This is a genomic window from Pseudoalteromonas sp. 19-MNA-CIBAN-0066 (assembly GCF_040308705.1).
GTDB classification, from domain to species: Bacteria; Pseudomonadota; Gammaproteobacteria; order Enterobacterales; family Alteromonadaceae; genus Pseudoalteromonas; species Pseudoalteromonas nigrifaciens.
The window spans coordinates 40,027-63,174 of the sequence record NZ_JBEONZ010000013.1 but is presented as its reverse complement, the minus strand read 5'-3'; the positions used below and the strand labels follow the sequence as shown (position 1 = coordinate 63,174).

17 protein-coding genes are annotated in these 23,148 nt (G+C 38.8%); 2 read left to right on the top strand and 15 right to left on the bottom strand.

Features of this window, described 5'->3' with window-relative positions; translation table 11 throughout:
* The first annotated feature begins 304 nt into the window (after positions 1-304).
* Positions 305-1,036, top strand: coding sequence for a FadR/GntR family transcriptional regulator (locus AAEZ18_RS09680; RefSeq protein ID WP_041454459.1), 732 nt, complete (start codon positions 305-307; stop codon positions 1,034-1,036).
* A 65-nt stretch (positions 1,037-1,101) separates the two neighbouring features.
* On the opposite strand, the gene AAEZ18_RS09675 is transcribed toward AAEZ18_RS09680, so the two are convergent.
* From AAEZ18_RS09675 to AAEZ18_RS09605, 15 genes are all read right to left on the bottom strand, one after another.
* Positions 1,102-4,152, bottom strand: coding sequence for a TonB-dependent receptor (locus tag AAEZ18_RS09675; RefSeq protein ID WP_350552223.1), 3,051 nt, complete (start codon positions 4,150-4,152; stop codon positions 1,102-1,104).
* Between the two features lie 695 nt (positions 4,153-4,847).
* Positions 4,848-5,828 (bottom strand): class 1 fructose-bisphosphatase, encoded by a 981-nt coding sequence (locus AAEZ18_RS09670; protein ID WP_350552226.1) that lies wholly within the window; start codon positions 5,826-5,828, stop codon positions 4,848-4,850.
* On the bottom strand, positions 5,825-6,907 hold the full coding sequence (fbaA, locus tag AAEZ18_RS09665) for a class II fructose-bisphosphate aldolase (protein WP_350552229.1): 1,083 nt from the start codon (positions 6,905-6,907) through the stop codon (positions 5,825-5,827). Before fbaA ends, AAEZ18_RS09670 begins: the two co-directional genes overlap by 4 nt.
* A gap of 13 nt (positions 6,908-6,920) precedes the next feature.
* Positions 6,921-7,538 (bottom strand): bifunctional 4-hydroxy-2-oxoglutarate aldolase/2-dehydro-3-deoxy-phosphogluconate aldolase, encoded by a 618-nt coding sequence (gene eda / locus AAEZ18_RS09660; RefSeq protein ID WP_192532098.1) that lies wholly within the window; start codon positions 7,536-7,538, stop codon positions 6,921-6,923.
* Between the two features lie 57 nt (positions 7,539-7,595).
* Positions 7,596-8,528 carry a sugar kinase gene (locus tag AAEZ18_RS09655; protein ID WP_192532097.1) on the bottom strand — a complete coding sequence of 311 codons (933 nt, stop codon included), beginning with the start codon at positions 8,526-8,528 and terminating at the stop codon, positions 7,596-7,598.
* Positions 8,529-8,601: 73 nt separating this feature from the next.
* Positions 8,602-9,909 (bottom strand): MFS transporter, encoded by a 1,308-nt coding sequence (locus tag AAEZ18_RS09650; protein ID WP_011328422.1) that lies wholly within the window; start codon positions 9,907-9,909, stop codon positions 8,602-8,604.
* A 2-nt stretch (positions 9,910-9,911) separates the two neighbouring features.
* A complete protein-coding gene (locus AAEZ18_RS09645; RefSeq protein ID WP_011328423.1) occupies positions 9,912-10,256 on the bottom strand; it encodes a cupin domain-containing protein in 345 nt (114 codons plus the stop codon).
* Between the two features lie 5 nt (positions 10,257-10,261).
* The gene (locus AAEZ18_RS09640) at positions 10,262-12,478 is read right to left on the bottom strand and encodes a heparinase II/III domain-containing protein (RefSeq protein ID WP_192532096.1); all 2,217 of its coding nucleotides are present in this window, start codon (positions 12,476-12,478) and stop codon (positions 10,262-10,264) included.
* A 4-nt stretch (positions 12,479-12,482) separates the two neighbouring features.
* On the bottom strand, positions 12,483-14,744 hold the full coding sequence (locus tag AAEZ18_RS09635; protein WP_350552234.1) for a chondroitinase-B domain-containing protein: 2,262 nt from the start codon (positions 14,742-14,744) through the stop codon (positions 12,483-12,485).
* Positions 14,745-14,883: 139 nt separating this feature from the next.
* Positions 14,884-15,762: an NAD(P)-dependent oxidoreductase gene (locus tag AAEZ18_RS09630; RefSeq protein WP_350552237.1), complete on the bottom strand. Its 879-nt coding sequence runs from the start codon at positions 15,760-15,762 to the stop codon at positions 14,884-14,886.
* A 1,148-nt stretch (positions 15,763-16,910) separates the two neighbouring features.
* Positions 16,911-17,534 carry a nitroreductase family protein gene (locus AAEZ18_RS09625; protein ID WP_217896478.1) on the bottom strand — a complete coding sequence of 208 codons (624 nt, stop codon included), beginning with the start codon at positions 17,532-17,534 and terminating at the stop codon, positions 16,911-16,913.
* A 58-nt stretch (positions 17,535-17,592) separates the two neighbouring features.
* On the bottom strand, positions 17,593-18,324 hold the full coding sequence (locus AAEZ18_RS09620) for a sulfite exporter TauE/SafE family protein (RefSeq protein ID WP_011328428.1): 732 nt from the start codon (positions 18,322-18,324) through the stop codon (positions 17,593-17,595).
* Between the two features lies 1 nt (position 18,325).
* A complete protein-coding gene (locus AAEZ18_RS09615; RefSeq protein WP_011328429.1) occupies positions 18,326-19,021 on the bottom strand; it encodes a pirin family protein in 696 nt (231 codons plus the stop codon).
* A gap of 100 nt (positions 19,022-19,121) precedes the next feature.
* Positions 19,122-20,009: a LysR family transcriptional regulator gene (locus AAEZ18_RS09610; protein ID WP_011328430.1), complete on the bottom strand. Its 888-nt coding sequence runs from the start codon at positions 20,007-20,009 to the stop codon at positions 19,122-19,124.
* 164 nt (positions 20,010-20,173) lie between these two features.
* On the bottom strand, positions 20,174-21,028 hold the full coding sequence (locus AAEZ18_RS09605; protein WP_011328431.1) for a pirin family protein: 855 nt from the start codon (positions 21,026-21,028) through the stop codon (positions 20,174-20,176).
* Between the two features lie 1,046 nt (positions 21,029-22,074).
* Between AAEZ18_RS09605 and AAEZ18_RS09600 the strand changes: the two genes are divergently transcribed.
* The gene (locus tag AAEZ18_RS09600) at positions 22,075-22,983 is read left to right on the top strand and encodes an urease accessory protein UreD (RefSeq protein WP_179807370.1); all 909 of its coding nucleotides are present in this window, start codon (positions 22,075-22,077) and stop codon (positions 22,981-22,983) included.
* Positions 22,984-23,148 lie beyond the last annotated feature (165 nt).

Below are 23,148 nucleotides of genomic sequence, written 5' to 3'. Positions count from 1 at the left end.
CTAAATAGGCTACCTCAAACCACAGTATTATGCCTTAGATTTATTTGTAAATAAGATTGATTAATAAATGCGTTTTTGTTTGCAATAATACGCTAGGTATTTATCAATAGAGAAATGTATATCAATACCTTACATGAAAAGTGAAGCCAATTTGACAAGCCTCTTGAAGGGGGTTATCTTACCAATTAGTATTATAAAATTACCAATTAACTTACGATTACAAAGTAGGCGTAAAGTAGCCTTATTAATTTTCTATTGTGGCAACATTATGAATTTACAACAATTTAAATCAGAGGATATGAAAATGAAAAGGCGCAGACGTTTTTGGACAATTGTTGAAAAATTAGAAACCGCGATAGATCAAGGTATTTATCCTGTGGGTACACGGTTACCAGCAGAACGTGAGTTAGCCGAAATTCACCAAGTAAGCCGCCCAACTATACGCGAGGCAATTATTGCACTTGAAGTCAGAGAGCGCGTTGAAGTAAAAACGGGTTCTGGTGTTTTTGTTACTGACACTAAAAAGTCAGAAAGCTTCGCTAAACCAATAAGTGCATTTGAGCTAACTCAAGCCCGTGCTTTGGTTGAAGCAGAGGCTGCAGCACTGTCTGCCGCAACGATACAAAGTGAAGAGTTAGCGTTGTTAAAACAAACACTTGATGACATGCGTATTGCTGAAACCGCGAATGCAGCCGATCAACGTTTTCATGAAATTATCGCGCAATCAACCCGTAATAACGCTATTGTTTTAACAATTAATAATCTTTGGAAGTTGAGATTAACCGAACCTGAAATTATCTCGGCTCATGAAGATGTTTGTTCGCAAAGTAACGAGCAACGAATACAAGAACACACTGCTATATACGAAGCAATTGCATCGCATGACTCATCAGCAGCAAGAAAAGCAATGCATAACCACTTTAACCGATTAATTAACGCATTATTTGCAGCGAGTGAAGCTAAAGCGCTTGAAGAGATAAAACGTAAAACAGATGAAACCCGTGGATTGTATTCTATTACCCATTTAACCCACTAAGTTAGTGTGTTCACCAAATAAAAAAGGCTCTAAATTAGAGCCTTTTGTGTATTAGTTGCTTTAATTTAGAACTTAAAGCTCATACCCAAGAATAAGCGTGGGCCGTAGTCATTCACTTCACCTAAGTTCCCCTCAACAAAGAAGTCTTGTGATTTAGGTGCACTAAATAAGTTAATTGCCTCTGCTTTAATTCTAATGTGCTCATTAATTTTATAAGATGCGCGCATTTCCCACACCCCTACCCCGTCTACATAACGTAAGCGAGTACCATTAGATGTGTAAGGTTGGAAGTATTCGCTACGGTATTTGTAAATAACCGCGGTATCAAATCCACCAATTTGGTAGTACAACTGGCTACTAAATACATGCTTAGAGAAGCCAGGTACTGAAGCTGGTGGAATAATACCTGCTTGCAGTTGAGTTGAATTTCCATCTACATCAGTTTCATACGTGTCGCCGTATAAACTATCTTGGAACTCAAAATCAGTGTCGGCAAAGTTATAACCAAACTTCATACCAATTCCGTTATCCCAGCGATATGAAAATGAGGCTTCAAGGCCTAATATTTCGCTATCTTCGTCAGAGGTAACAGAGTTAGTAATGGGTAAAGATACTGTTTCACCGCCCACAATAAAGTCTTCAATAACTGTTTGCTGTTGAAAACCGCCTTGAAATTGTTTGTAGTAAAGGCTTAACGCAAAAATCGAGTCTTCATTTGGGTACCATTCAAAAGCGGCATCGTAGTTCCACGACATAAGTGGTTGAGTATTTGGGTTACCAGAACCATTTACGCCTACTAGTAAATCACTAATTGATGTTGCAGTACCTTCTTTATCTTCTTCAAATGTACGGCTGTAACCTAAATTTGATGGATCAGCACGCGACATACCACGGTATATACCCGCGCGAAGTAAAATATCTTCACTGTAATCAATAACTAAGTTAAAGCTTGGTAAGTATTTAGTGTAATCACCACCACTTTGTATTCTATCTAATGAGCCTGAACTTGATTCAACAAGAGAAAGCACACCTGTGTCACTAGTTACTATATCAAAGCTATTTCTAAAACCAATCGACGTAACTTCTGTATCTACAATACGAAGACCAAAGTTACCGCGAATAAACTTACCAAACATTTCAGTATCATAATTAGCCATTAAATATACTGATGTTGTTTTTTCGGTTACATCTATTGTACCTGTATTTTCGTACTCAACATCGGGGTAAGCAAACTGCCCGTCTACGTTAGAGCCGGCAACTGCTTGAGAAAAACAAACGTTATCGTAGGTTGCCCATGATGAGCCTGTACCACTGCCTATTGCATTACCATCAGCATCTATATTGGTTACAATATTGCCATCAGATACGCCTGATAAAAAACCTGATTCAGGGAAGTCAATTTGACATCCTTGTAGCACATTAAGCGCATCTGTGCCTGAATCTAACGTAAATTCGTTTCTTGAACCATTACCTTGGCTGCCACCAAATTGCACAAAGCTCAATTCAGATGTTCTAATGCCGCCCTTAATACTAGTAAAAACATTACCCTCGAGTAAGTAATCAAAATCTAGTCGAGCTGACATAACTTCGTTCTCACGAACGTTTTCACGATCTAAACGTGTTCTTAAGCTATCTGTAAAGTTTGAAATATCGGTAACATCAAAGTCTGTTAACGTAAAGTGAGGTATTTCTGTGCCCATATCCCAGGTAAAGAATTTTTGGCTTGAAGTCCTACCGCGGTTAGATATTTGCAGCTCTTCTCGTTCAGTTTTTGAATAGGCTAAATCTAAGTCAACTGTTAATCTATCGGTAACAGTATGTTCAATGTTTATGCCGTAGCCTTGGTAGTTTTCTTCACGAGAAAATTGCTCACCCGCCGACTCTATGCGCTCTTCACCTTCCCAATGCAAAATACCACCTACATCATTGGTAACCAATGTAGGGCCTGTTATACCTGGTGTAGCACGTTTTTGTAAAAAGATTAGATCGTGACGCGCTTCTTGTTGTGTTCTATCTGATATTTGCGTATCAATGTTAATATCCCACGCAGCTGATGGCTGGTACTGTAATGCAAAAAACACCGCATCACGCTCATCAGACGTTTCGTTTTGACGAAAGCTGCGGCTACTGCCAGTCCAAGCATATGGAGTACCGTCACTTTCTGCTTTACCAGTTTGCGAGTCTATTTTGGTTTGATAACCTTGGTTTTTTAATTTATCGCCCGCTACTTGGTCTTCACAGTCGCCAGCTTTACTGCGATAAAATCCCTCATTGGTATTGTTAGGATCGTTTATACAAGCCCATAATGATGAACCCGATGGGCTAGAGCTTCTATATTCAGCTTCTGGTTGGCTAATATCTTGGCGCTGTACACCAAACGACACACCAACGGCTTGGCCATTGTCAAATTCAAACTGATCTACATAACTAAACGTACCGCGATAGCCCATATCACTTTGTAGTGAGTTATCTACGTTACCTTCATCTGGGTTGTAATTTAATTTAACTTCGCCAGATATACTTTGCTTACCAAAGTCGAGCGGAGTAATGGTTTCAAGTGCAATTACACCTGCTACCCCACCTTCTATCATTGATGCGTCTTGGGTTTTATATATGGCTACTTTTTTAACCAGCTCAGATGGAAACTGTGAAAAGTTAACTGAGCGATCACCACTACCATTAGTCGCTTCACGGCCATTAATATGTGTTGCACTTAAGAAAGGACCAAGACCACGAATAGTTATTTCTGTTGCACCGCCATTTTCACGATGAGAGGCAGCGCCAGTAATAGATTCAAGTGCTTCACCGATAGATAACGCCGGTAAATCACCAATGTCTTCTGATGAAAGGCCATCGACCACAGTAGTTGATTCGCGTTTAATTGCTATTTGGTCTTGTATAGTTCTACGAGTACCTGTAACACTAATAACTTCAACGTCTTCTTTTGCTTGAGTATTTTCAACGGCTTCCTGTCCATTTGCGGAAAAAACAAATGAGCCTAATACACCTGTAATAACGCTGTTTTTAATTAATTTAGCTACTGGGCTAAGTTTAAATCGATTACGAACTTGTTTGTACGCTTCAACATTATTTATATGTTTTTTGTTCAACGCCATTACAAATTCTCCTTTCTAGTTGTGTGTGAAGTGTGTTGCTAGCCGTTTATTTGTGTAAATGAACTAAGGCAGCTATTTTTTTGTTAAAGGACTTTTATTACTGCGTTTATTATTAGGTGTGGTTTTTTCTTTAACGCTGAAAATTTGTAAATCAATTTTTCACGCTACAAACCCACTTACATTACCAAATAAAAGACCACGCATTACCAATTTGTATAAATAAAACCCTGCGCTGTTAACCAGCTTGGTCATATAACCATAATAAAATAACTTTTGCCACTAAAAACAATCAAAAAAAGAACAATTAATTCACAAAAGAATAACGAAACAAGCATAAAACGCCCACAAACAACTTACCAGCAACGGCTTCTTGTTATTACCAATTTATTACCCTGTATTGGTATTTACTTGAGGCTATTAATTTAAGTAAGGCTTTTAAGTGTGATTTATTAAGGTATGAGTAATTAAGGAGTAATAAGGAGGAGCAAAAAATAAAATTAACGCGAGTTTACCCTCTAATAGGCTCGATAACTGCTTATGCGTTATTTTAGCCTTACACCCATGCAAGAGCCGAGTAAGTCGACTCAAGTAAACGTGGGGTAATGCGCGCTACCTACATCTATGTGGGTAACGCACAAAAGAGCAACCAAATAGCGTGTATTGGCCTTAACACATCGCTACACGTTTTATATACACTAATATTTAGCATTACTGTTATAAACAGTGCTATTAAAATATTCAGCTGGCGCTATAGAGCCTAAAACAACAGGCACTCGCTGGTGCAAGTTAGTCGGGGCTATATCTAATATTCGGGCCCCTTTTGAAGTGGCTTTACCGCCGGCATTTTCTACTAATAAGGCTAATGGGTTTGCTTCATAGAGGAGTCTTATTTTTCCATTTTCATTACCAGCGCGGTTATCTTGTGGATATAAAAATAACCCGCCACGGCATAAAATACGATGTACATCTCCCACCATAGCAGCGTTCCAACGCACTGAGCTTTTATCAAAGCTTTTACATGTATATAGCAACTTGTCAAAATATACCTGTGTAGGCTCATCCCAATAGCGATAGTTAGCCATATTTACGGCAAACTCACTGCTTTGCTCTGGCACACTAAGTTGGCTATTTGTTAGTAAGTAACCGCCGTGTGTAGAGTCTAATGTATAACACCGTGTAGGGCCGCCAGTACTCATTACAAGTAATGACGAGGGGCCGTAAAGCACATAGCCCGCGCAAACTTGGTTTGCACCTAATTGGTTAAATTGCTCATCGCTATCATAGGGCACATCATCTCGGGCTAAATAAATAGTAAAAATAGTGCCTATTTGGCCATTTACATCTATGTTAGAAGAGCCGTCAAGTGGGTCAAATGCCACTATAAACTTACCCTCTGGGTTGGCTCCTACTGCGTGGTCTTCTTCTTCTGACGCTACAGTTCTCACTGAGCTGTCCTCTAGCAAAATATCTTTAAGTAGTTGATTGGCTATTACATCAAGCTTTTTTTGCACTTCACCTTGAATGTTTTCATTTAAGGTTGAACCCAAAACACCGGCTAATTCACCTTGGCTTACTCTAAAAGCAATTTCTTTGCTGGTCGCTAAAATTGTGCGAATAAGTAAAATAAGGTCGATTTGTACGCCATCTTCTTTTAATACTGTATTTAGTCTTTTCATGCACTATACCTATTTACACAATTTAGATCGTTAAAACACTGAACAAGCCTTGCAACCATACTTTGCTCTGAATGGCGAAGCCATACGCGCGGATCATAGTATTTTTTATTGGGTTTATCGTCCCCATCTGGGTTACCAATTTGGCCTTGTAAGTACGCTTGCTTGCTAGTGTAATAATCTAAAATACCGGTCCAACACGCCCATTGGGTGTCGGTATCAATATTCATTTTAACTACGCCATAGGTTAAAGACTCAACAATTTTGTCGTACTCTGAGCCACTACCACCATGAAATACAAAGTTAATTGAGTTAGGGGGTAAATTAAATTTATTTGATACGTAAGCTTGTGAGTCTTTTAAAATGGTTGGTGTAAGTACCACGTTACCCGGCTTATAAACACCATGAACGTTGCCAAAAGACGCCGCAATAATAAAGTTAGGGCTTATTTTGCTTAATCGCTCATACGCGTAAGCAACATCTTCAGGTTGCGTATACAGTGCAGAACTGTCTAGGTGAGAGTTATCAACACCATCTTCTTCGCCACCGGTACAACCAAGTTCAATTTCAAGCGTCATCCCTATTTTGCTCATGCGCGCTAAATAACGCGCACATATCTCGATATTTTCTTCTAAAGGTTCTTCAGATAAATCTATCATATGCGAGCTAAAAAGTGGTTTTCCCGTTAACTCAAAGTGCTGTTCACCTGCATCGAGCAAACCATCTATCCAAGGTAGTAACTTTTTAGCAGCATGATCTGTATGTAGCATTACGGGGATTTCATAATGCGCAGCAACTGTATGTACATATTTAGCCGCACTAACTGCGCCAAGTACTGCAGATTGTTGCTCAGGTAATACCAAACTTTTACCACAAAAAAATTGTGCGCCGCCATTAGAAAACTGAATAATAACAGGCGAGTTCATTTTTTTTGCAGCTTCAAGCGTTGCATTAATAGACGTTGTACTAACAACATTTACCGCAGGTAAAGCATACTGATTAGCACGTGCATGTTCGTATACAATTCTAACATCGTCGCCAACTACTACACCTGGCAATATTGCCGGGGCTAAATCTTTCATTGTTTGTTCCTTACTACTTTAATGCTTGAATACACGAGTCAGTAATTGCTTGCCAGTTTTCTTGTGCAACCCACTCTTTATTTGCGATCCAAGTACCACCCACAGCAAATACATTATTTAAAGATAAGTAATCCATTTTATTTTGCTCGCTTACGCCACCTGTAGGACAAAAGCTAGCGGCTCTAAATACTGACGATACAGCCGATACGAATGCTGTACCACCAGCGAGCGATGCAGGGAATAATTTTTGTTCTTCAAAACCGTACTCAAGCGCCATTAAAATGTCACCCGTGTTAGACACACCAGGAAGTACCGGCACATTGCATTTTGTTAGCGCGGCTAATAATTGCGGAGACACTGCTGGCGTAACAATAAAGTCGGCACCTGCTGCAAGTGCTTGCTCTAAAATGTCAGTATTTATTACTGTACCAGCACCTACTTTAAGCGCTGGCACCTGCTCTTTAATAGCTTTTAATGCATCTAACGATGCATCAGTTCTAAGAACTACTTCAACCAAAGTAAGGCCAGCATTGGCCATAGCTTGAGCTATTTTAACGCCTTGCTCTGGTGTGTCGGCTTGAATTATAGGCAATAATGTTTGCCCTGACATAAGTTCAGAAAAGCGAGTCATAACCTTGTTCCTTTATTAAAGATAATGCGGCCGAACTGATGCGGCCTTTAAATTTAGTTAAATACCGGCTTCAGCCATTGCTAACTGAAATATATCTTTTGGCACAATAGCCCCAGGTTGTTGTATAACTGCACCGGCGGCTTTTGCAGCAAGTTGTACTGCGTTTTCAATAGTACACCCCGATAAACGCGCACCTAAATATACACCGTTAAAAGCATCACCCGCGGAGGTTGTATCAACAACATTTTTAACCGGTATAATAGTATGGCTTTGAAGCGTATTGTCGTGTTTTGTCACAACTGATGCTGGACCATTTTTAACAACAATTTCTTCAATTTTATATTTTTGTAAGTATTCAATAACCGCATCTACGCTATGCACATTATAAAGCGTGGTTAAATCTTCAACGCCTGGTAGGGTAATGTCTGCAACAGAAAACGCTAAATGATACTGCGCTTTCGTCTCCTCTGTGTTTTTCCATAAACGCGCTCTGTAATTGGGATCAAATACTATTTTTACTCCGGCATTTTTGAGCTGCGTTACAATTTGCCAAAAGCGCTCACGCGCTCCTTCTTCTATTACAGCGAGTGAAATACCCGAAAAGAAAAACATATCACCTTGTGAAAGTTGCTCAACAAGATCGGGAGTTAAAAAATCAACAATCTTTTTAGCGGCAGCATCACTGCGCCAATAAATAAAGCTACGCTCGCCATGCTCATCCGTTTCTATGTAATACATGCCCGGTACTTTGGTATCGTGAGCAAATACAAACTGAGTGTCTAACTGTTCGCTTTTAAAGCGTTCAAGCATTTTTTTACTTAAGTTATCTTGGCCTAAAGCGGTTACAACAGAGGTCGAAATTTGCGCAAAGCTACGCTTTAAATAAACGGCAGAATTATAAACATCACCTGCAAATGATTGGTGCAGTGTTGCCTCACTCATAGCCCTAAGCTCGACCATGCATTCACCAAGAAAGTAAATATTTTTCATTTTGGAAGTTATCCTATGTAGTTAACTGCTATGCGCTTTATAATACACAGTGGCATAGCAGTTAGTATCGAGATTATTGAGGCTTTTTAAGAGGTTCTATTTTTGGAATAAGGATCCAAACAGCAGCCATTGCAATAATTGCTAATGAGGCACCAATAATAAATGCTGGCGCATAATTACCATCGGCAGTAAGTATAGGAACCAAAGATGTAAGGCCTACAGCACCTAACTTTGCCGCCATACCAGAGAAACCTGATAGTGTGCCCACAGCCTTTTTACCCAGTAAGTCACTCGGTAATGTTTGTACGTTACCAATGGCTGTTTGAAAACCAAATAAAATAACCGCCATAATAAGTACCGCTGTTACTGGGCCACCTGGGTTAGCCATTGCAAGCAGTGCCGGTAGCATAATTAAACAGCCCAATGTTATGGTAAGTTTACGTGTTTTATCGGTATTCCAACCAGATTTGAGCCTGTTTTGCGCTAACAAGCCACCAAACCATGCACCAAACATAGCACCAACATAAGGCACCCATCCGTATATACCAATAGATTTAACATCCATGCCATACACTTCGTTTAGATAAATAGGGATCCAAAAAACAAACAGCCACCAAATAGGATCAATCGCTGCCGAGGCAATAATTACGCCCCAACTTTGCTTACGACACAACAGCTCTGCGGTAGAAGGGTTGTATTCTTCTTCCTCTTCGTCTGTTACATCGCCATTATCATCAACACGTCTTTGGCCGGTTAAAATATACTCACGTTCTTGAGCTGTAAGCCAAGGGTGAGAGCTAGGCGGCGCTTTAACTAAAATTAACCACGGCACTAACCAAAGAAAACCTAAAACACCAATAGCAACAAACACCATTTGCCAGCTAAAGTAAATTGTTAAATAGGCAATTAAAGGGATGGCAATAATACCGCCAATTGCCGCGCCAGAATTAAAAATACCCTGTGCTAAAGCACGTTCTTTAGTCGGAAACCATTCAGCGTTACCTTTAGCAGCACCTGGCCAGTTACCTGCTTCGGCCACACCTAAAATAGCGCGGAAAAAGCTAAAACTAAGTACACCTTGGGCAAATGCATGTGCAATTGTTGCAAGCGACCAAACACCAATTGATAAAACAAAGCCGAGTCGTGTGCCTACCCAGTCAAATATTTTACCAAATATGGCTTGGCCAAAAGCATAAGAAAACACAAACACAATAGAGATATTAGCGTATATTTGTTTACGCTCTAACGCCGATTCATCCGGGAATAAATCCTCAACTATGTCTGGCCAAAGTACACTCAGTGCCTGGCGATCGATATAATTGATAATAGTGGCAAGCGCAATTAGCGCGATAACCCACCAACGTAAGCCTTTAAGTTGCATAATTATTCCTCAATAAAGTCTTCACGAGCTGGGCTAAAGGTATCAATTAAAATACCACCCGTTGGGCAGGTTGCACCATGATCAGCGAAAGGAGGTATTAAACAACTATCACCTGGTTTTAATATTTTAGTCACGCCATCAATATTAAAATGAAATTCACCTTCAACAACATAAGTAACTTGGGAGTGCCTATGCGCATGGTTATAGCCAATAGCCCCTTTTTCGAACCAAATTTTAACGGCCATTAGTTCTTCGTTATAACCCAGCATTTGACGCTTTAAGCCATTACCTAAGTCTTCAATTTCAGTTTCGTTGCCAAATGAAAAGTGTGCACTTTGCTTTTGCATCCTGTTTACTCCTGGTTATTGTTCATCGCATAAACGCCCAGTCGGCTATTTAAGGTGAATACTTTATTTTGAAATTTAAATGTATTTTTTATTGCGTTTTGAGCTTTATTTATAGCCACTAAATACGATTTACCTTTAATACTCAGTTGTACAAGTACTAAGTCATCTTGCTCGGTATATTTAAGTGCCGACACTCGACTAACCGCTTCTAATGTATATTCTTTACTTGGGTTGTATTCACCATGGGGTTCTAATACCGATATAAACGTATGCTGCTTTTGCGCGTTTACACGGCGAATAAAACCGTTTTCATTGCGTAAATTAAATTGCGGATCGTTTGCACCAATTTGAGTAAACAAAAACGACTCGTCACCCTTCACCAAACTGGTTTGCGTATAAAAACGACCGTTATCGTTAAGCCAAGTTACTTTAGCTAAGCCACTTTGTGGTTGTGCCTGCCCTTTTAGCCATAAGTGCTGATAACCATTTTTAGACCCAAGTGCAGCAAGCTGAGTTGTACTGGCTTTTAATTCAAAGCTTGTATCAATAAGCTGACCTTTGTAATGCAGTGGTAAATCAAATTGATGCGCGTTATCGGCAGTAACATTAAATACATCCAGTGCAATGCTGCTTTTAAGCTCTGGTAAATTAATTAATGCCAAGGTACGCTCAAGTTCAACACCTTTATACGCGGTGCTTATTTCACCACTTGATACTGTGCCAAACTCATTGGTTTCAAAAAAGTTTAGTGTAGGATGGTTGTTATTACCCACATCTACATTGGCATTAAAGTGTGTCGTTTCGTCAACCACAACAGTATTGTGTGTAACCGTATGCTTGGCATAGGTTTCGTTTTCAGGTAAGTAGCGCCCGCCGTATTTGGCCTCTACATTTAAAAAACGAGCGGCGCCATAATCAGATACAATTTCGTTACCGTGGTCATAAAACTGCCACGTTAACTTATCAAAATGACCGTGGCCTAAACCTTGTGCTGCTGGCTTAAACAATAAAGCCTGATCGCCCCCTACTTGGGTACGCATAACCACTAAAGCACCTTGCTTACCGTCATTACCATCACCAAAAGCAACCGATTTAAACGAATAAGGTTTTGCCATATCGCTATCGAGTGCTTGTGCTACTTTTAAGCCATCGCCAGAGAGAATTATTTGCTCTTGTTGTTTAGCAATATCTAAATAACCCGCGTCGTTTGTTAAGCCATAAGCAGTAGTAACACCATGCACTAGCTCAATGGTATCTATACCTTTGCTTTTTATTGCATCGTTAATTGGGAAAAACAAACCGTTGTAGCTAAGTTGAATAGTGGTATCAATCGCTTTTAATAAAATACCATCGCGGTATTCAAATATTTTTCTTTGTGGTTCGTTGTTTTCAATTGCCTTCGCAAACGTTACAAACGGCAGTAGTGCAAAGCGTTGATAGTAAGGACCTTCGTTGTAGTAACCTTGTGGCGAAAACAGCATTTCTAACTGCTTAATAAAGCCGCCTTTACCCGACTTTTCTAAATCGTATAACGATTTTTCTACCCACTCTGGCTCACCCAGCACATAGCCTGCCATACCTACACCCGCAGTTGCCCACGTACCATGGTTATGTACTTTATTAAATGTTGATGGTTGGCCTACCGATGTAAATAATGAAACCGGGCGTAATAAATCGTTCTCTATTGTTTTAATATTTGCGGCATTTAACGAATCATAAACGAGATCGTATGCTTGTATTGTGTACACAAGCCACATTGCTTCGTTAAGGCTTTGCCAAAAAAACTTACCAGGGTTTTGAGAGTCAACCTTACGCTGTGGGTGTACATCCAATGTTGGATATAATTTGGCGTAATCAAGTAGCATATCGCGCACATAATTGGCGTATTTATCGTCTTGGCTTAGCTGATAAATAATGCCAGCGTTGTACATAAGTTGGTAATTTTTTTTATGGCGTTCATGTGTATAACCACCACCACCATCTTTAGGTACAGGCACTGTAATAGGGTGTGCTATTTGCTCATCTACTTGCGCTTTTAACAGCTCAAACGCAGTGGCAAACTTGCCACTGCTATTACTGCTAATTGCTTGGCGCATGTGCTTAACATCATCTGTAGTAATTACCAAGTTTGGGTGCGCGGCATGCGCACCCAATGATAAAAACAAGGCAGATACCGCTATAGCAACTGTTTTAAAACGTGTTTGGCATTTTAATAAATACATAATATTAATCTGCCTTATTATTTAAAACGTTATTATTTTTTAACACCGCTGTGTGAGGGCCATTAACTATTAGCTCTTTAACCTTAGGTGTTTTTGTGGCATTAAATGTATTGTTTGAAATCTCAGTTTTTGGCTCCCCTACCGTATGCTCAACAACAATTGGGGCCGATTTAACAAATTCATTTTCTTTAATATTTGTTACCTGAACACCATGCACATAAATGCTTGCTTGTGCTTTATTACGCGCCCCAAAACCAACATTATTAAGCGTGTTATTAATCACTTCTAAATGAGGGCCAAATGTACTTTCGTCTGTACCACCTCGATAAAGCTTAATTAGGCTGCCTTCTACATCATTAAAGGTATTGTTATTAACCGTTACGTATTCAGCGTTATAAACACCTAAATCTTCAATTTCAGTATTTAAGCGTAAAATATCCCCTGTCACATTTGTAAAGCTATTACCTGTTAGAATAATTTCATCAGCCATAGCGCCTTTTCCGGTAACAAAAAAGTGGAATGAATGGTTAATATCTAAAGCAATTAATTTTGAATTGGTCATTACAAAACGATAGTTATCAAGCATGCCCCACTTTTGCGTACGCACAATGCTATTATCAATAGCATCTGGTGCATATTCACCAGAAATAAGTAGCCCTTCTAGTTTTAAGTTACCGCCATCGTGTATTTCAAATAAGGTAGAGCGTTGAAAGGTAAGTTTAGATTTACCACTTTGCTTGGCTTTAATGGTCAAAGTTTTATTAATTTCAACAAGCTTAGACACATCATATTGCCCTGGTGCAAGTTCAAGCACATCACCCGACTGTGCATTATCAATAGCATTTAATAACGCACTAGCACTGGCTTTAACAACATGCGTTTTACCTGAGTCAAACTCAACTATTGCTGGTACTTTTGCATACCAACTAACACCGGTGTCTTCTTTTTTAAGTACTTTTAGGTCGCGCTTTGCACCCACATTTACACTTTTAGATGAAGGGTAAAGTAAGCCGTTACTTGCTTTTTCAAGTGTAATACTTTGCTGTTTTACACCATATTCAAGCTCAGAGAGCACTTTAGTATTTGCTATATTGTTACTTAATACTAACCCGCTAACATCATCAAATGTCGAAAATGGTTGCTTAGCGTCTTGATTAATAATTAAATTATTGTTCATTACACTATTTTTTGGTACAGCACTGCGCTCAGCATCGCTACCTGCAGCAAGTTGAATATGACTAACATTTACAAATGTATTGTTTTCAATTGTTGCGTTTTCAACTTGGTGATAACGATTAATAGATGAGTTTGGCACACCGTTCATAACCGTAAAACCACTACCAAAACGATAGCCGGTTAACCCTTGTAGGTAGTTATTTCTAATAATTTGATCTTTATTAATAACGCGAATGCCACCTGTGTGGTCAACACCATTACCAATAAAAATGTTTTCCTCTACAACATTACCGTTACCATGGCGCAGTGTTAATGTGCCACGCGACTCGTAAAATACGTTATTACGAACAATGTTTTTACCGGCTTTAATAGAAACCGTTTCTACTTCACCATTGGTGCGGTCAAAGTAGTTGTTCTCTACTAATGTGTGCGAATCAGTTAATGAATGATGGCTGGTGCCAACTCGTAGGGTTTCACCACCGTTTGAGCCAAAAGTAGGACGATAACCAAAATAGTTGTTATCTATACGGTGGTAATTTTTTTGGCTTTGCACTGAGTTTAAACGAACTGCAACGGTAACCCCTTTGTTTCGTTTACCCACTAAATGGCTATGATCAAAGCGGTTATGTTGTCCATATAAAGCAACCCAGTAATCTGACTCGCGCTTATCTGGATTACTATAATTATCGATCACTATTTGAGTTACGCGTGAATGGTAGGCTAATTCACTTTTATTTCGACGAAATTCTATTACCGCTGAGCTTGGTGTGTAGCCATCTTTAAATACTAAGCCTGAAACCTCTAAGTATTTACCTGCAAGGCGAAGGTTAGATTGACCAGATAAAATTACTTGGCCTTTAGTTTCCGCGGTTAATAAAATTGGGGCGGCTTTACTTCCTTGGCCTGAAAACAAAATTTCGAAATCATTCCAAGTACCATTTTTTAATATTACTTTATCGCCTGCTACTAAATCGGCTGAGATGCTATTAAAGGCTTGTTTATTCTCTACAAAATAATCTTTGGCAGCTAATTGTGTCGATAAGCAACCAGTGAGAACTAGACTAAGCTTTATTATATTCATTAGACGCATAGTTAACTCTTTTTTATTGTGATTTAAATTTAGGCTTTATGAATGTTGAACAACGGTTTTTGTATAAAGCAGTCAATCTAATCAATCGATAATATTGTGTGTTGCGGCGTTTAAACGCTAATTTAAACGCCATTTTGTATTACTTATTTAACTGCTTAAAGTAATCAAAAATTTCTGGTACGTTGCCCTGTCCCATACCCGCATCAAATGCAGCTTGTAGGTTAGCAGAAGAACCTTCGGCAATTTTTGACTCAGTGCCTAAGTCTTTAACCATTTGCAGGAAGTAACCTAAATCTTTGTTTGCATTAGCAATAGAAAAACCAAGATCGCTTACATTATCAACGGCGTAGTTTTTACAAAATTGCATAAATGGAGAGTTTGATGGACCTGTAGACATAATGTCGAAAAGTTGTTGGCGGTCTACACCAGCACGATCAGCCACTGCAAATGCTTGTGACATTGCACATACTGTTGTCATACCCATAAAGTTATTAATTAACTTAGTAGTATGCCCTGCACCTAGCTCACCTAAGTGAAACACGTTTTCGCCTTGATCTTCTAGCACTGGCTTAACTTTATTAAATGTATCAATATCGCCCGCAGCCATAATATTTAATAGACCATCTTTAGCGTGTGCAGGTGTACGACCTAATGGTGCGTCAATCATACCTGCGCCTTTAGCAGCTAAATCTGCACCAATTTTTTTAGTAGATGATGGAATAGATGTACCAAAATCAACTAATACTGCGCCTTCTTTAATACCGGCTAAAATGCCATCTTCGGCGTAAACAATTTTTTCAACAACAGCAGATGTTGTAAGACAAAACATAACAATGTCTGACCCTGCAGCAAGCTCTTTTGCTGTGCTTGCTGTTTTTGCGCCTCTAGAAACACACGCTGCAACCGCCTCTTTGTTAAGATCCATAACAATAAGATCGTAGCCTTTGTTTTGTAAATTCTCGGCCATGTTGCCGCCCATTAAGCCAAGGCCAATAAAACCAATAGTAGGTTTTGACATAAAAAAACTCCCAATAATTGTGACGTATACTTATAGTCGAATTATTTATACACCTGATAAGCACACTTTATTTAAATTTAAATTCATTAAAATTATTTACCAAAAAGCTTTGGCTGCCATAACCAAATTAAGTATCCAATTTTAATCAACCTGAATAATTTAGCTTAATAAACAATCTAATTTTAATTTAGAACTGCTCTTCTCTACATTGATAAAGCGTTACATTAGTAAAGAATTACCCTTGAGAATGTAAACACCGTATTACCAACCACTTTAATTGTCAACCAATATAATTTACCAAGCAACAACAAAGTAAGATTTAAAACATACTCTTCATCTAAAAATAAAGTTATTAATATGACAAAAAACAATCACAAAATTCAAGGTGTTGATTTTAATTGACTTATATTTATTGTACACCTACCCAACCTAGTGCACCCAAAAATGAAAATTGGTAATAACATTGTAAATTTAATTTAAAGCTTTTTGCTTTGTTACTAAAAAGCTGCAGGCGTAATTGATGGCTCAACTTATTTCAAGACAATAAAAAGGGGGAATTTATGATTTAAGGAACTAATATTAATTAAATTTAACAAAGCTCTCAGAAAAGCTATGCAGGGTAGATGCGCTTTCTTACAGATATAATAAACCTAAATTTAATTTAATAAGAAATGAAAACAATGACTTAAACTAACTATACCTAAGCAACCATGAAAGCCACGGTATTGTTTTTATAGGATAAAGCTATATTGCCAAGCGTTTGATTATTGAAGCTATAAATTGCTAATTTAAAAATATAAGCTAAGTAGAGGTTACAAAGCGAAGTAGTGCTTATCATTTTATACTAAATGCTATTGCTAGGTATTAGGTATTAGGTATTAGGTATTAGGTATTAGGTATTAGGTATTAGGTATTAGGTATTAGGTATTAGGTATTAGGTGTTAGGTGTTAGGTATTAGGTGCTATGGCGGGTATTCTGATTTATTCACTAAAAAAGTAAGTCATACTTTAACATTACAAATGTTAAAGTTAAACGCTTTGGCTGTTGTTTAAATCAATGTTAGATTAATTGGTTACTTATAAAAAATGAAACCGCTAGAAATATATCTAAACGGTTTCATTGGTTAAATTATATTAAAGTAAGTGTATTAACCAAATACTTTCATACGTTCTTCAACCGGTTTAAACTCCTTGTCGCCTGCTGGCTGATCGATAGCGCCAAATACCATTTGTGCATTCAATTCCCAGTCTGCAGCTATGTTCCACTCATCTGCAACTTTTTGATCGATAACTGGATTATAATGTTGCAGGTTGGCACCAATGTCTAAGCTAGCCAATGCTGTCCAAATCGCATACTGATGCATAGCGCTGCTTTGTTGCGCCCAAATTGGAAATTTGTCAGCATACAAAGGTGCAGCTTCTTGCATGTTTCTTACTACGGCTTTGTCCTCGAAGAACAATACCGTACCTGCACCGGCTCTAAAGCCTGCAATTTTATTTTTAGTACCTTGAAATTTTTCGTCGTCACCAACGATAACTCTAAGCGTTTCTTCAGTAATGTCCCACAGTTTGTGATGCTCATCACCAAACAAAACGACGATACGTGCCGACTGAGAGTTAAAAGCTGATGGCGTATGCAAAACCGCGTGCTCAACAAGCTTAACTACTTCTTCGTTAGAAACTGGCAACTGATCGCTTAGAGCATAGATAGAGCGACGCTTCTGTGCTAATTGTTGTAGATCTTTTAAATTTGACATTTTCAATTCAGACATGAGTATCTCCTGTGGTTGTTCAAATATTTAAGTAATTAAAAAACTAATCTATTTACAGTTACTTACCTAAAAGTAACCAAAAACCGAGCACTAACAATAAATAATTCATTATCTTTAAAAATAACACTTTATCCAGTACTTCATTAATTTTTACCCCTAACCAATTACCTACAAATGCCAGTGGGAAAAAGGCCAGTGCAGTTAAAATTGTCTCACCCGTTAACAAGCCGAACGATAAAGCTGCAATAAGTTTTATTACATTCATCATTGCGAAAAATATCGCCGCGGTAGCAACAAACTTACCCGGAGTAAGCCCTATCGCTGTGAAATAAATAATAATGGGTGGCCCACCCGCATGCACTAAACTGCTGGTAATACCGGAGAACATGGACATTATCCCCGCGCCAATTTTATTACTGAGAATTTTAAGCGAGCTTTTTTTAAAGAAAATATTTTTAATTGAAAAAACAATACATATTAAGGCGATTATCAAGCGTAAGTGCTTTGCATTAATAACGTCTATAATTAAATAAGCAATGAGCACACCTACTATTGCCCCAGGAATTAGGGGCAGAAGTAGTTGATTGTCCCATTTTCGCCAGTAACTTCTTACGCTTAACATGTCGCCAATAATTAATAGTGGCAGCATCAGTGCAATGGCTTGCGCTGCTGGCAATTTTAGCATTAGCAGCGGCACGGCAAACACGCCTAATGCCCCTGCAAACGCTGATTTTGAAACACCTATTAACACAACAACAGCTGCTATTAAAACAAGTGTTGTAATATCCATACTAGAAATCCGCCGGTAATTCAAACCATAAGGCTTCAAGTTCAGCTGTTGCTTCAAGGTTTAACTCTGTCGCAGGGTCAACCGCAAAGGCATCACCTGCAGCAAATTCTTTACCATCAACCATTACGCTACCTTTTACAATGTGCAGGTAACCAATTTGCTTACCCGAGGCCAGCATAAACGTTTGTTGCGCGTTTAAAACTAAGCGTGACAAGCTTGCATCTTGATTAATTGACAATGCATTTTCGCCGCCTTCTGGTGTAAGTAATGGCGTTAGTGGACCATTTTGCGCAATACTTTTTTGCTCATAACTTGGTTTAATTCCCATTTTATTGGGCTGTATCCAAATTTGTAAAAACTTAACTTGGTCAGTGTTAGATGCATTATATTCTGAATGCATTACGCCACTGCCCGCACTCATACGTTGTACGTCGCCTGCCGGTACAGTGTGCTTATTGCCTTCACTGTCCTCATGCTTTAATGCGCCTTGCATAACATACGAAATAATTTCCATATCGCGGTGCCCGTGCGTCCCAAAACCTTTACCTGGCATAACCATGTCGTCGTTTATTACGCGCAGTGCTGAAACACCCATATGTTTTGGATCGTAGTAACTGCCAAAAGAAAAACTATGTTTGCTTTGCAACCAACCAAGATCGACCGAGCCGCGCTCTTGTGACTTTCTTATATATTTCATTATAAATTCCTTCATCTATTTCAATGAAGCCAGTTTACTACTGTGTTTATACGATTAAAATTAGCTGTTTTAGTATCAATCATTCTATTTAAAAGAATGTTTATTGTAATTCTTCACATTGGTATCTTAGTTCAGCTAAAAAAGCGCTGGCTGCTGGACCTAAGCTGTCGCCATCTTTAAAGATTAAATGCAACTGCATAGAGCGCTTGCTGTTATGTTGCAAAGGGAGTGTTTTGAGTTTGCCCTGTGCTAGTTCATTTTTAATAGAAGTTAAAGGTAGCCAAGCAAAACCTAAACCACTGCAGATCATATCAATAGAAGTGCGTAAATGACTCACCGTCCAGCGCTGGTTAGCACCTAACCAGCCTGCATCACTTTTACGATGCATACCTGAGTCGCGCACTACAATTTGACGATGACTTTTTAAATCCTCTGCGGTTAAATCTCTCCCCAAAGAATGTAATGTGTGATCTGGATTAGCAACTGCAATAAAGTCTATTTGGCAAAGTTGCTCACTAAAACCTTCTGTTAATGCAACCGGTGAAATAGCAATATCTACATCTGCATTTTCAATCAGTTCCCTTGCCCCACTCAGTACCGACTCCACCAACTCAATTTGCAGCATTGGGTATTGGGCAGAAACAGTATCAAGCACTTTATACAGCCTTGCTTGTGGAAACATTTCATCAACTGCAATTTTTAGGCTCCCTTCTGTGCCTTGACCAAGAGTATGTCCCACTATTTCCAGCTTAGCGGCTTCATCAAGCAAAAAGTTGGCGCGCTTAAGCATTAGCTCACCTGCTTGAGTCAAAACAGTTTTTCGCCCTTCAATTTCAAATAACTTAACATCGAGCGAGCTTTCTATTTTACCCACCGCATTATGAATACTTGACTGGCTTTTATGAATTCCTTGTGAGGCTTGATTAAAGCCACCAAATTGCACCACAGAGCGAAACATTCGCCATTGCTCTAGTGTGACTCTAAGCATGATTACCTCTTATTGCTTTATATTTTATTTTTGTTGTTAATTCTGCAGGCTATCTTCAGACAAGTTAAACTTGAGCAAAACCACACCTAGTTATGATGTATAAATAGATGTGGCTTTTATTCGGATCTCAGGTAATTAGCTATTAAAGCTCAATAGCTTTGGCATTATTTAAGTGGAATAAACTCTTTATCATCACCTGGAATAGTTGGAAAGCGCCCATTTTCCCAATCGTCTTTCGCCTGCTCAATGCGCTCTTTGCTAAATGACACAAAGTTCCAATACAAAAATGGTACTTTTTCAAATTTATCGCCGCCTAACATAATAAAGCGACCGTCACTTGCCAGTGTAATTTCGCTATCGCCTGGCTCTAATAAAATAAACTCATTAGTACCAAACGTTTCACCGTTAACAGTTACTTCGCCACAAATGGTAAATATTGCAGTTTCTTGTTCTGGGTGTGGGCGCTTTATAACACTTCCTTTGCTGGCAACAACATCAATATAAAACATGGGTGAATAGGTTTTAACCGGCGAACTTAAACCATAAGCTTCACCCACCACTAATCGCATCATTACTCCTTCGTGGGTAATGTGCGGTAATTGGTTTTTTTTCACATGATTAAATGACGGTTCAATTTCTGCCATAGCTTCTGGCAATGCAACCCAACACTGTAAACCACTAATTGAATGTGGATTTGCTCGTACTTCAAAGCTTTCACGCTCTGAATGGGTAATACCTTTGCCAGAGGTCATCCAGTTAACATCACCGGGGCGAATTTCTAAATTATTACCCAGCGAATCACGATGTAAAATACTACCATCAAATAGGTAAGTTAGTGTTGATAAACCAATATGTGGATGCGGTCTAACATTTATACCTTGGCCCGCAGGGAAATTATTTGGCCCCATTTGGTCAAAGAAAACAAATGGACCTACCATGCGTTTTTCTTGATGAGGTAAAACGCGTTTTACATTTAATCCACCAATATCATGCTCTTTAGCTTTAAGCACTTTAGCCATAATAAACATCCTCTTAAGTTGCTTTATAAAAATAAACGTATGTTATTTGTAATTTATATACATTCAACTATCTACGATTCATATTGTAATTTAATGATAGCCAACATCCGTTGTTCTTATTTAATTAATGAATAACGCCACTTTAGCCCGCAGCATTCTTTCTTTGAGAATGTTAGCATGTCATTGCAATAATACAAAAGAAACCGGTAATTTACATGGTTGTTTTTTATTCTTATTTTAAATTAAACCGTTCTTATTTTTAGGTTAAAACGTGCATACCTGTGAAAATGTTTATACCTGTAAATAGTGCTGCAGTACAAAATACCAAATAGTTTAGCTAGTTTTATCGCAAAGAAAATTCATAGCATACAAGGTATTTAACTTATTAAGTTGTCTATACTTTAAGCTAAAATATAATTTTAGCACTTAAAATAGTACGCTAGCGCAAAAGTATATTTGCATTAATTGCTATTACTGAGCTTGTTTTTTTTACCCTCAATGGCTTAATATTTATACTAATCCAAAGCTTAAAAACAGCTAATACAATATTATACTAATGTTTGAGTAGCCGTTATTTTAATCAAACTTAACCTTTGGTACATATTTTGTACCAACAGAAAAACCCCGTATCTAATTAATAAATAAAAACAAATAGTTAAATCCATTGAAAAAATGCAATTTTTTAAATTTTTTTCTGGACAATTTATTTTCCTCAGCTAACATCTAGCTAGAACATAGCTATTTCCTCACAACTCTACACGCCCTATGATTTGAGCTTTAACAGACTCTATTTGCGGGAAGTAGATACACACCCTGATATGTATTCGAAGTTTATCTTCATCAGTTTTGCAATTTCAGGCAATTAATTGCCCGCATACTGACATCCGGCGAAGGCTAACAAGCCAACTCCGTCAATTTGACCGAATCCACACATGTGGACGTTCTTAAAGATTTTGCTATCTTAAGGCTATACCCCTGCGCGTCAGAAAAGCCATAAATTTAGCGAAAGGTGCACTGCTGGGCCTATATAAAAGGTATATGTTGGAATGATGACACTTTCCTCCATGCCCGTAACACATCGGGCAGACGCTAAATCTGGGCATAGCTTTGATGCCAATCGCCACTGGGCGGCTTCTTTAACGCTCGGCTTCTGTGCTCAAAACAGCGGCGATACACGTGTTACGCGCATGAATATTGCTCGTCATTATGGTCCATTACGTGTGCAAAGACCTTTTTACCCTGAAGGCAAAGATGGTTGCTGTCACGTGTATTTACTGCATCCGCCCGGTGGGGTTGTGAGTGGCGATGCGCTCAATATCGATATTTCGCTCACTAAAGGTGCGCATAGTTTAATTACCACACCTGCTGCCAATAAGCTTTATAAAGCCGACAGCAACGGGGTTGCATGGAGCCAAACTACTAATTTAAAAGTGGATGACAACGCCATTTTAGAGTGGTTACCGCAAGAAACCCTCGCCTTTGATGGCTCTCGTGGGCTGCAAGTATTTAACATTGAACTGGCTAAAACAGCTAAGTGCCTAGGCTGGGAAATACTAGGCCTTGGTCGCCCTGCCAGTGATTTGCCCTTTGCTACTGGCTGTATTGAGCAGCGCTTTAAGTTAACCCAAGACGGTAAGCCATTGTGGTTAGAGCGTCAAAATTTAGACCCCACTCACCCTAGATTTAACGGTAAATGGGGCCAAGGTGGTGCTACCGTACATGGCACATTTTGGACAGTTGGCTTAAACGATCCAGCAGCAGCTATTGCTGCACTGCGTGAACAACTACCGCCCAGTAATAATTGGGCCGCTACCTACCGCCGTGACGTTTTATTAGTGCGCTATTTAGGGCACGAACGTAACCAAGTATGGAAATTATTTGAACAAGTACGCAACATACTTCGCCCGCTATTAAGCGGACATCAAGCCACCATACCACGGATTTGGTTAACCTAATTTTTAACTGTTTGTCATGGCTAAAAATGACAACAATAATTCTATCGCCTATGCTCTTTAGGTGATTAATTAAACACTATTATTTACCAAGGTGTTAATTATAAGCAGAGCCTAGTTATTGCTTATGATTAGCCTCTTGGCTGAAGAAAACTGTACCGATATTTT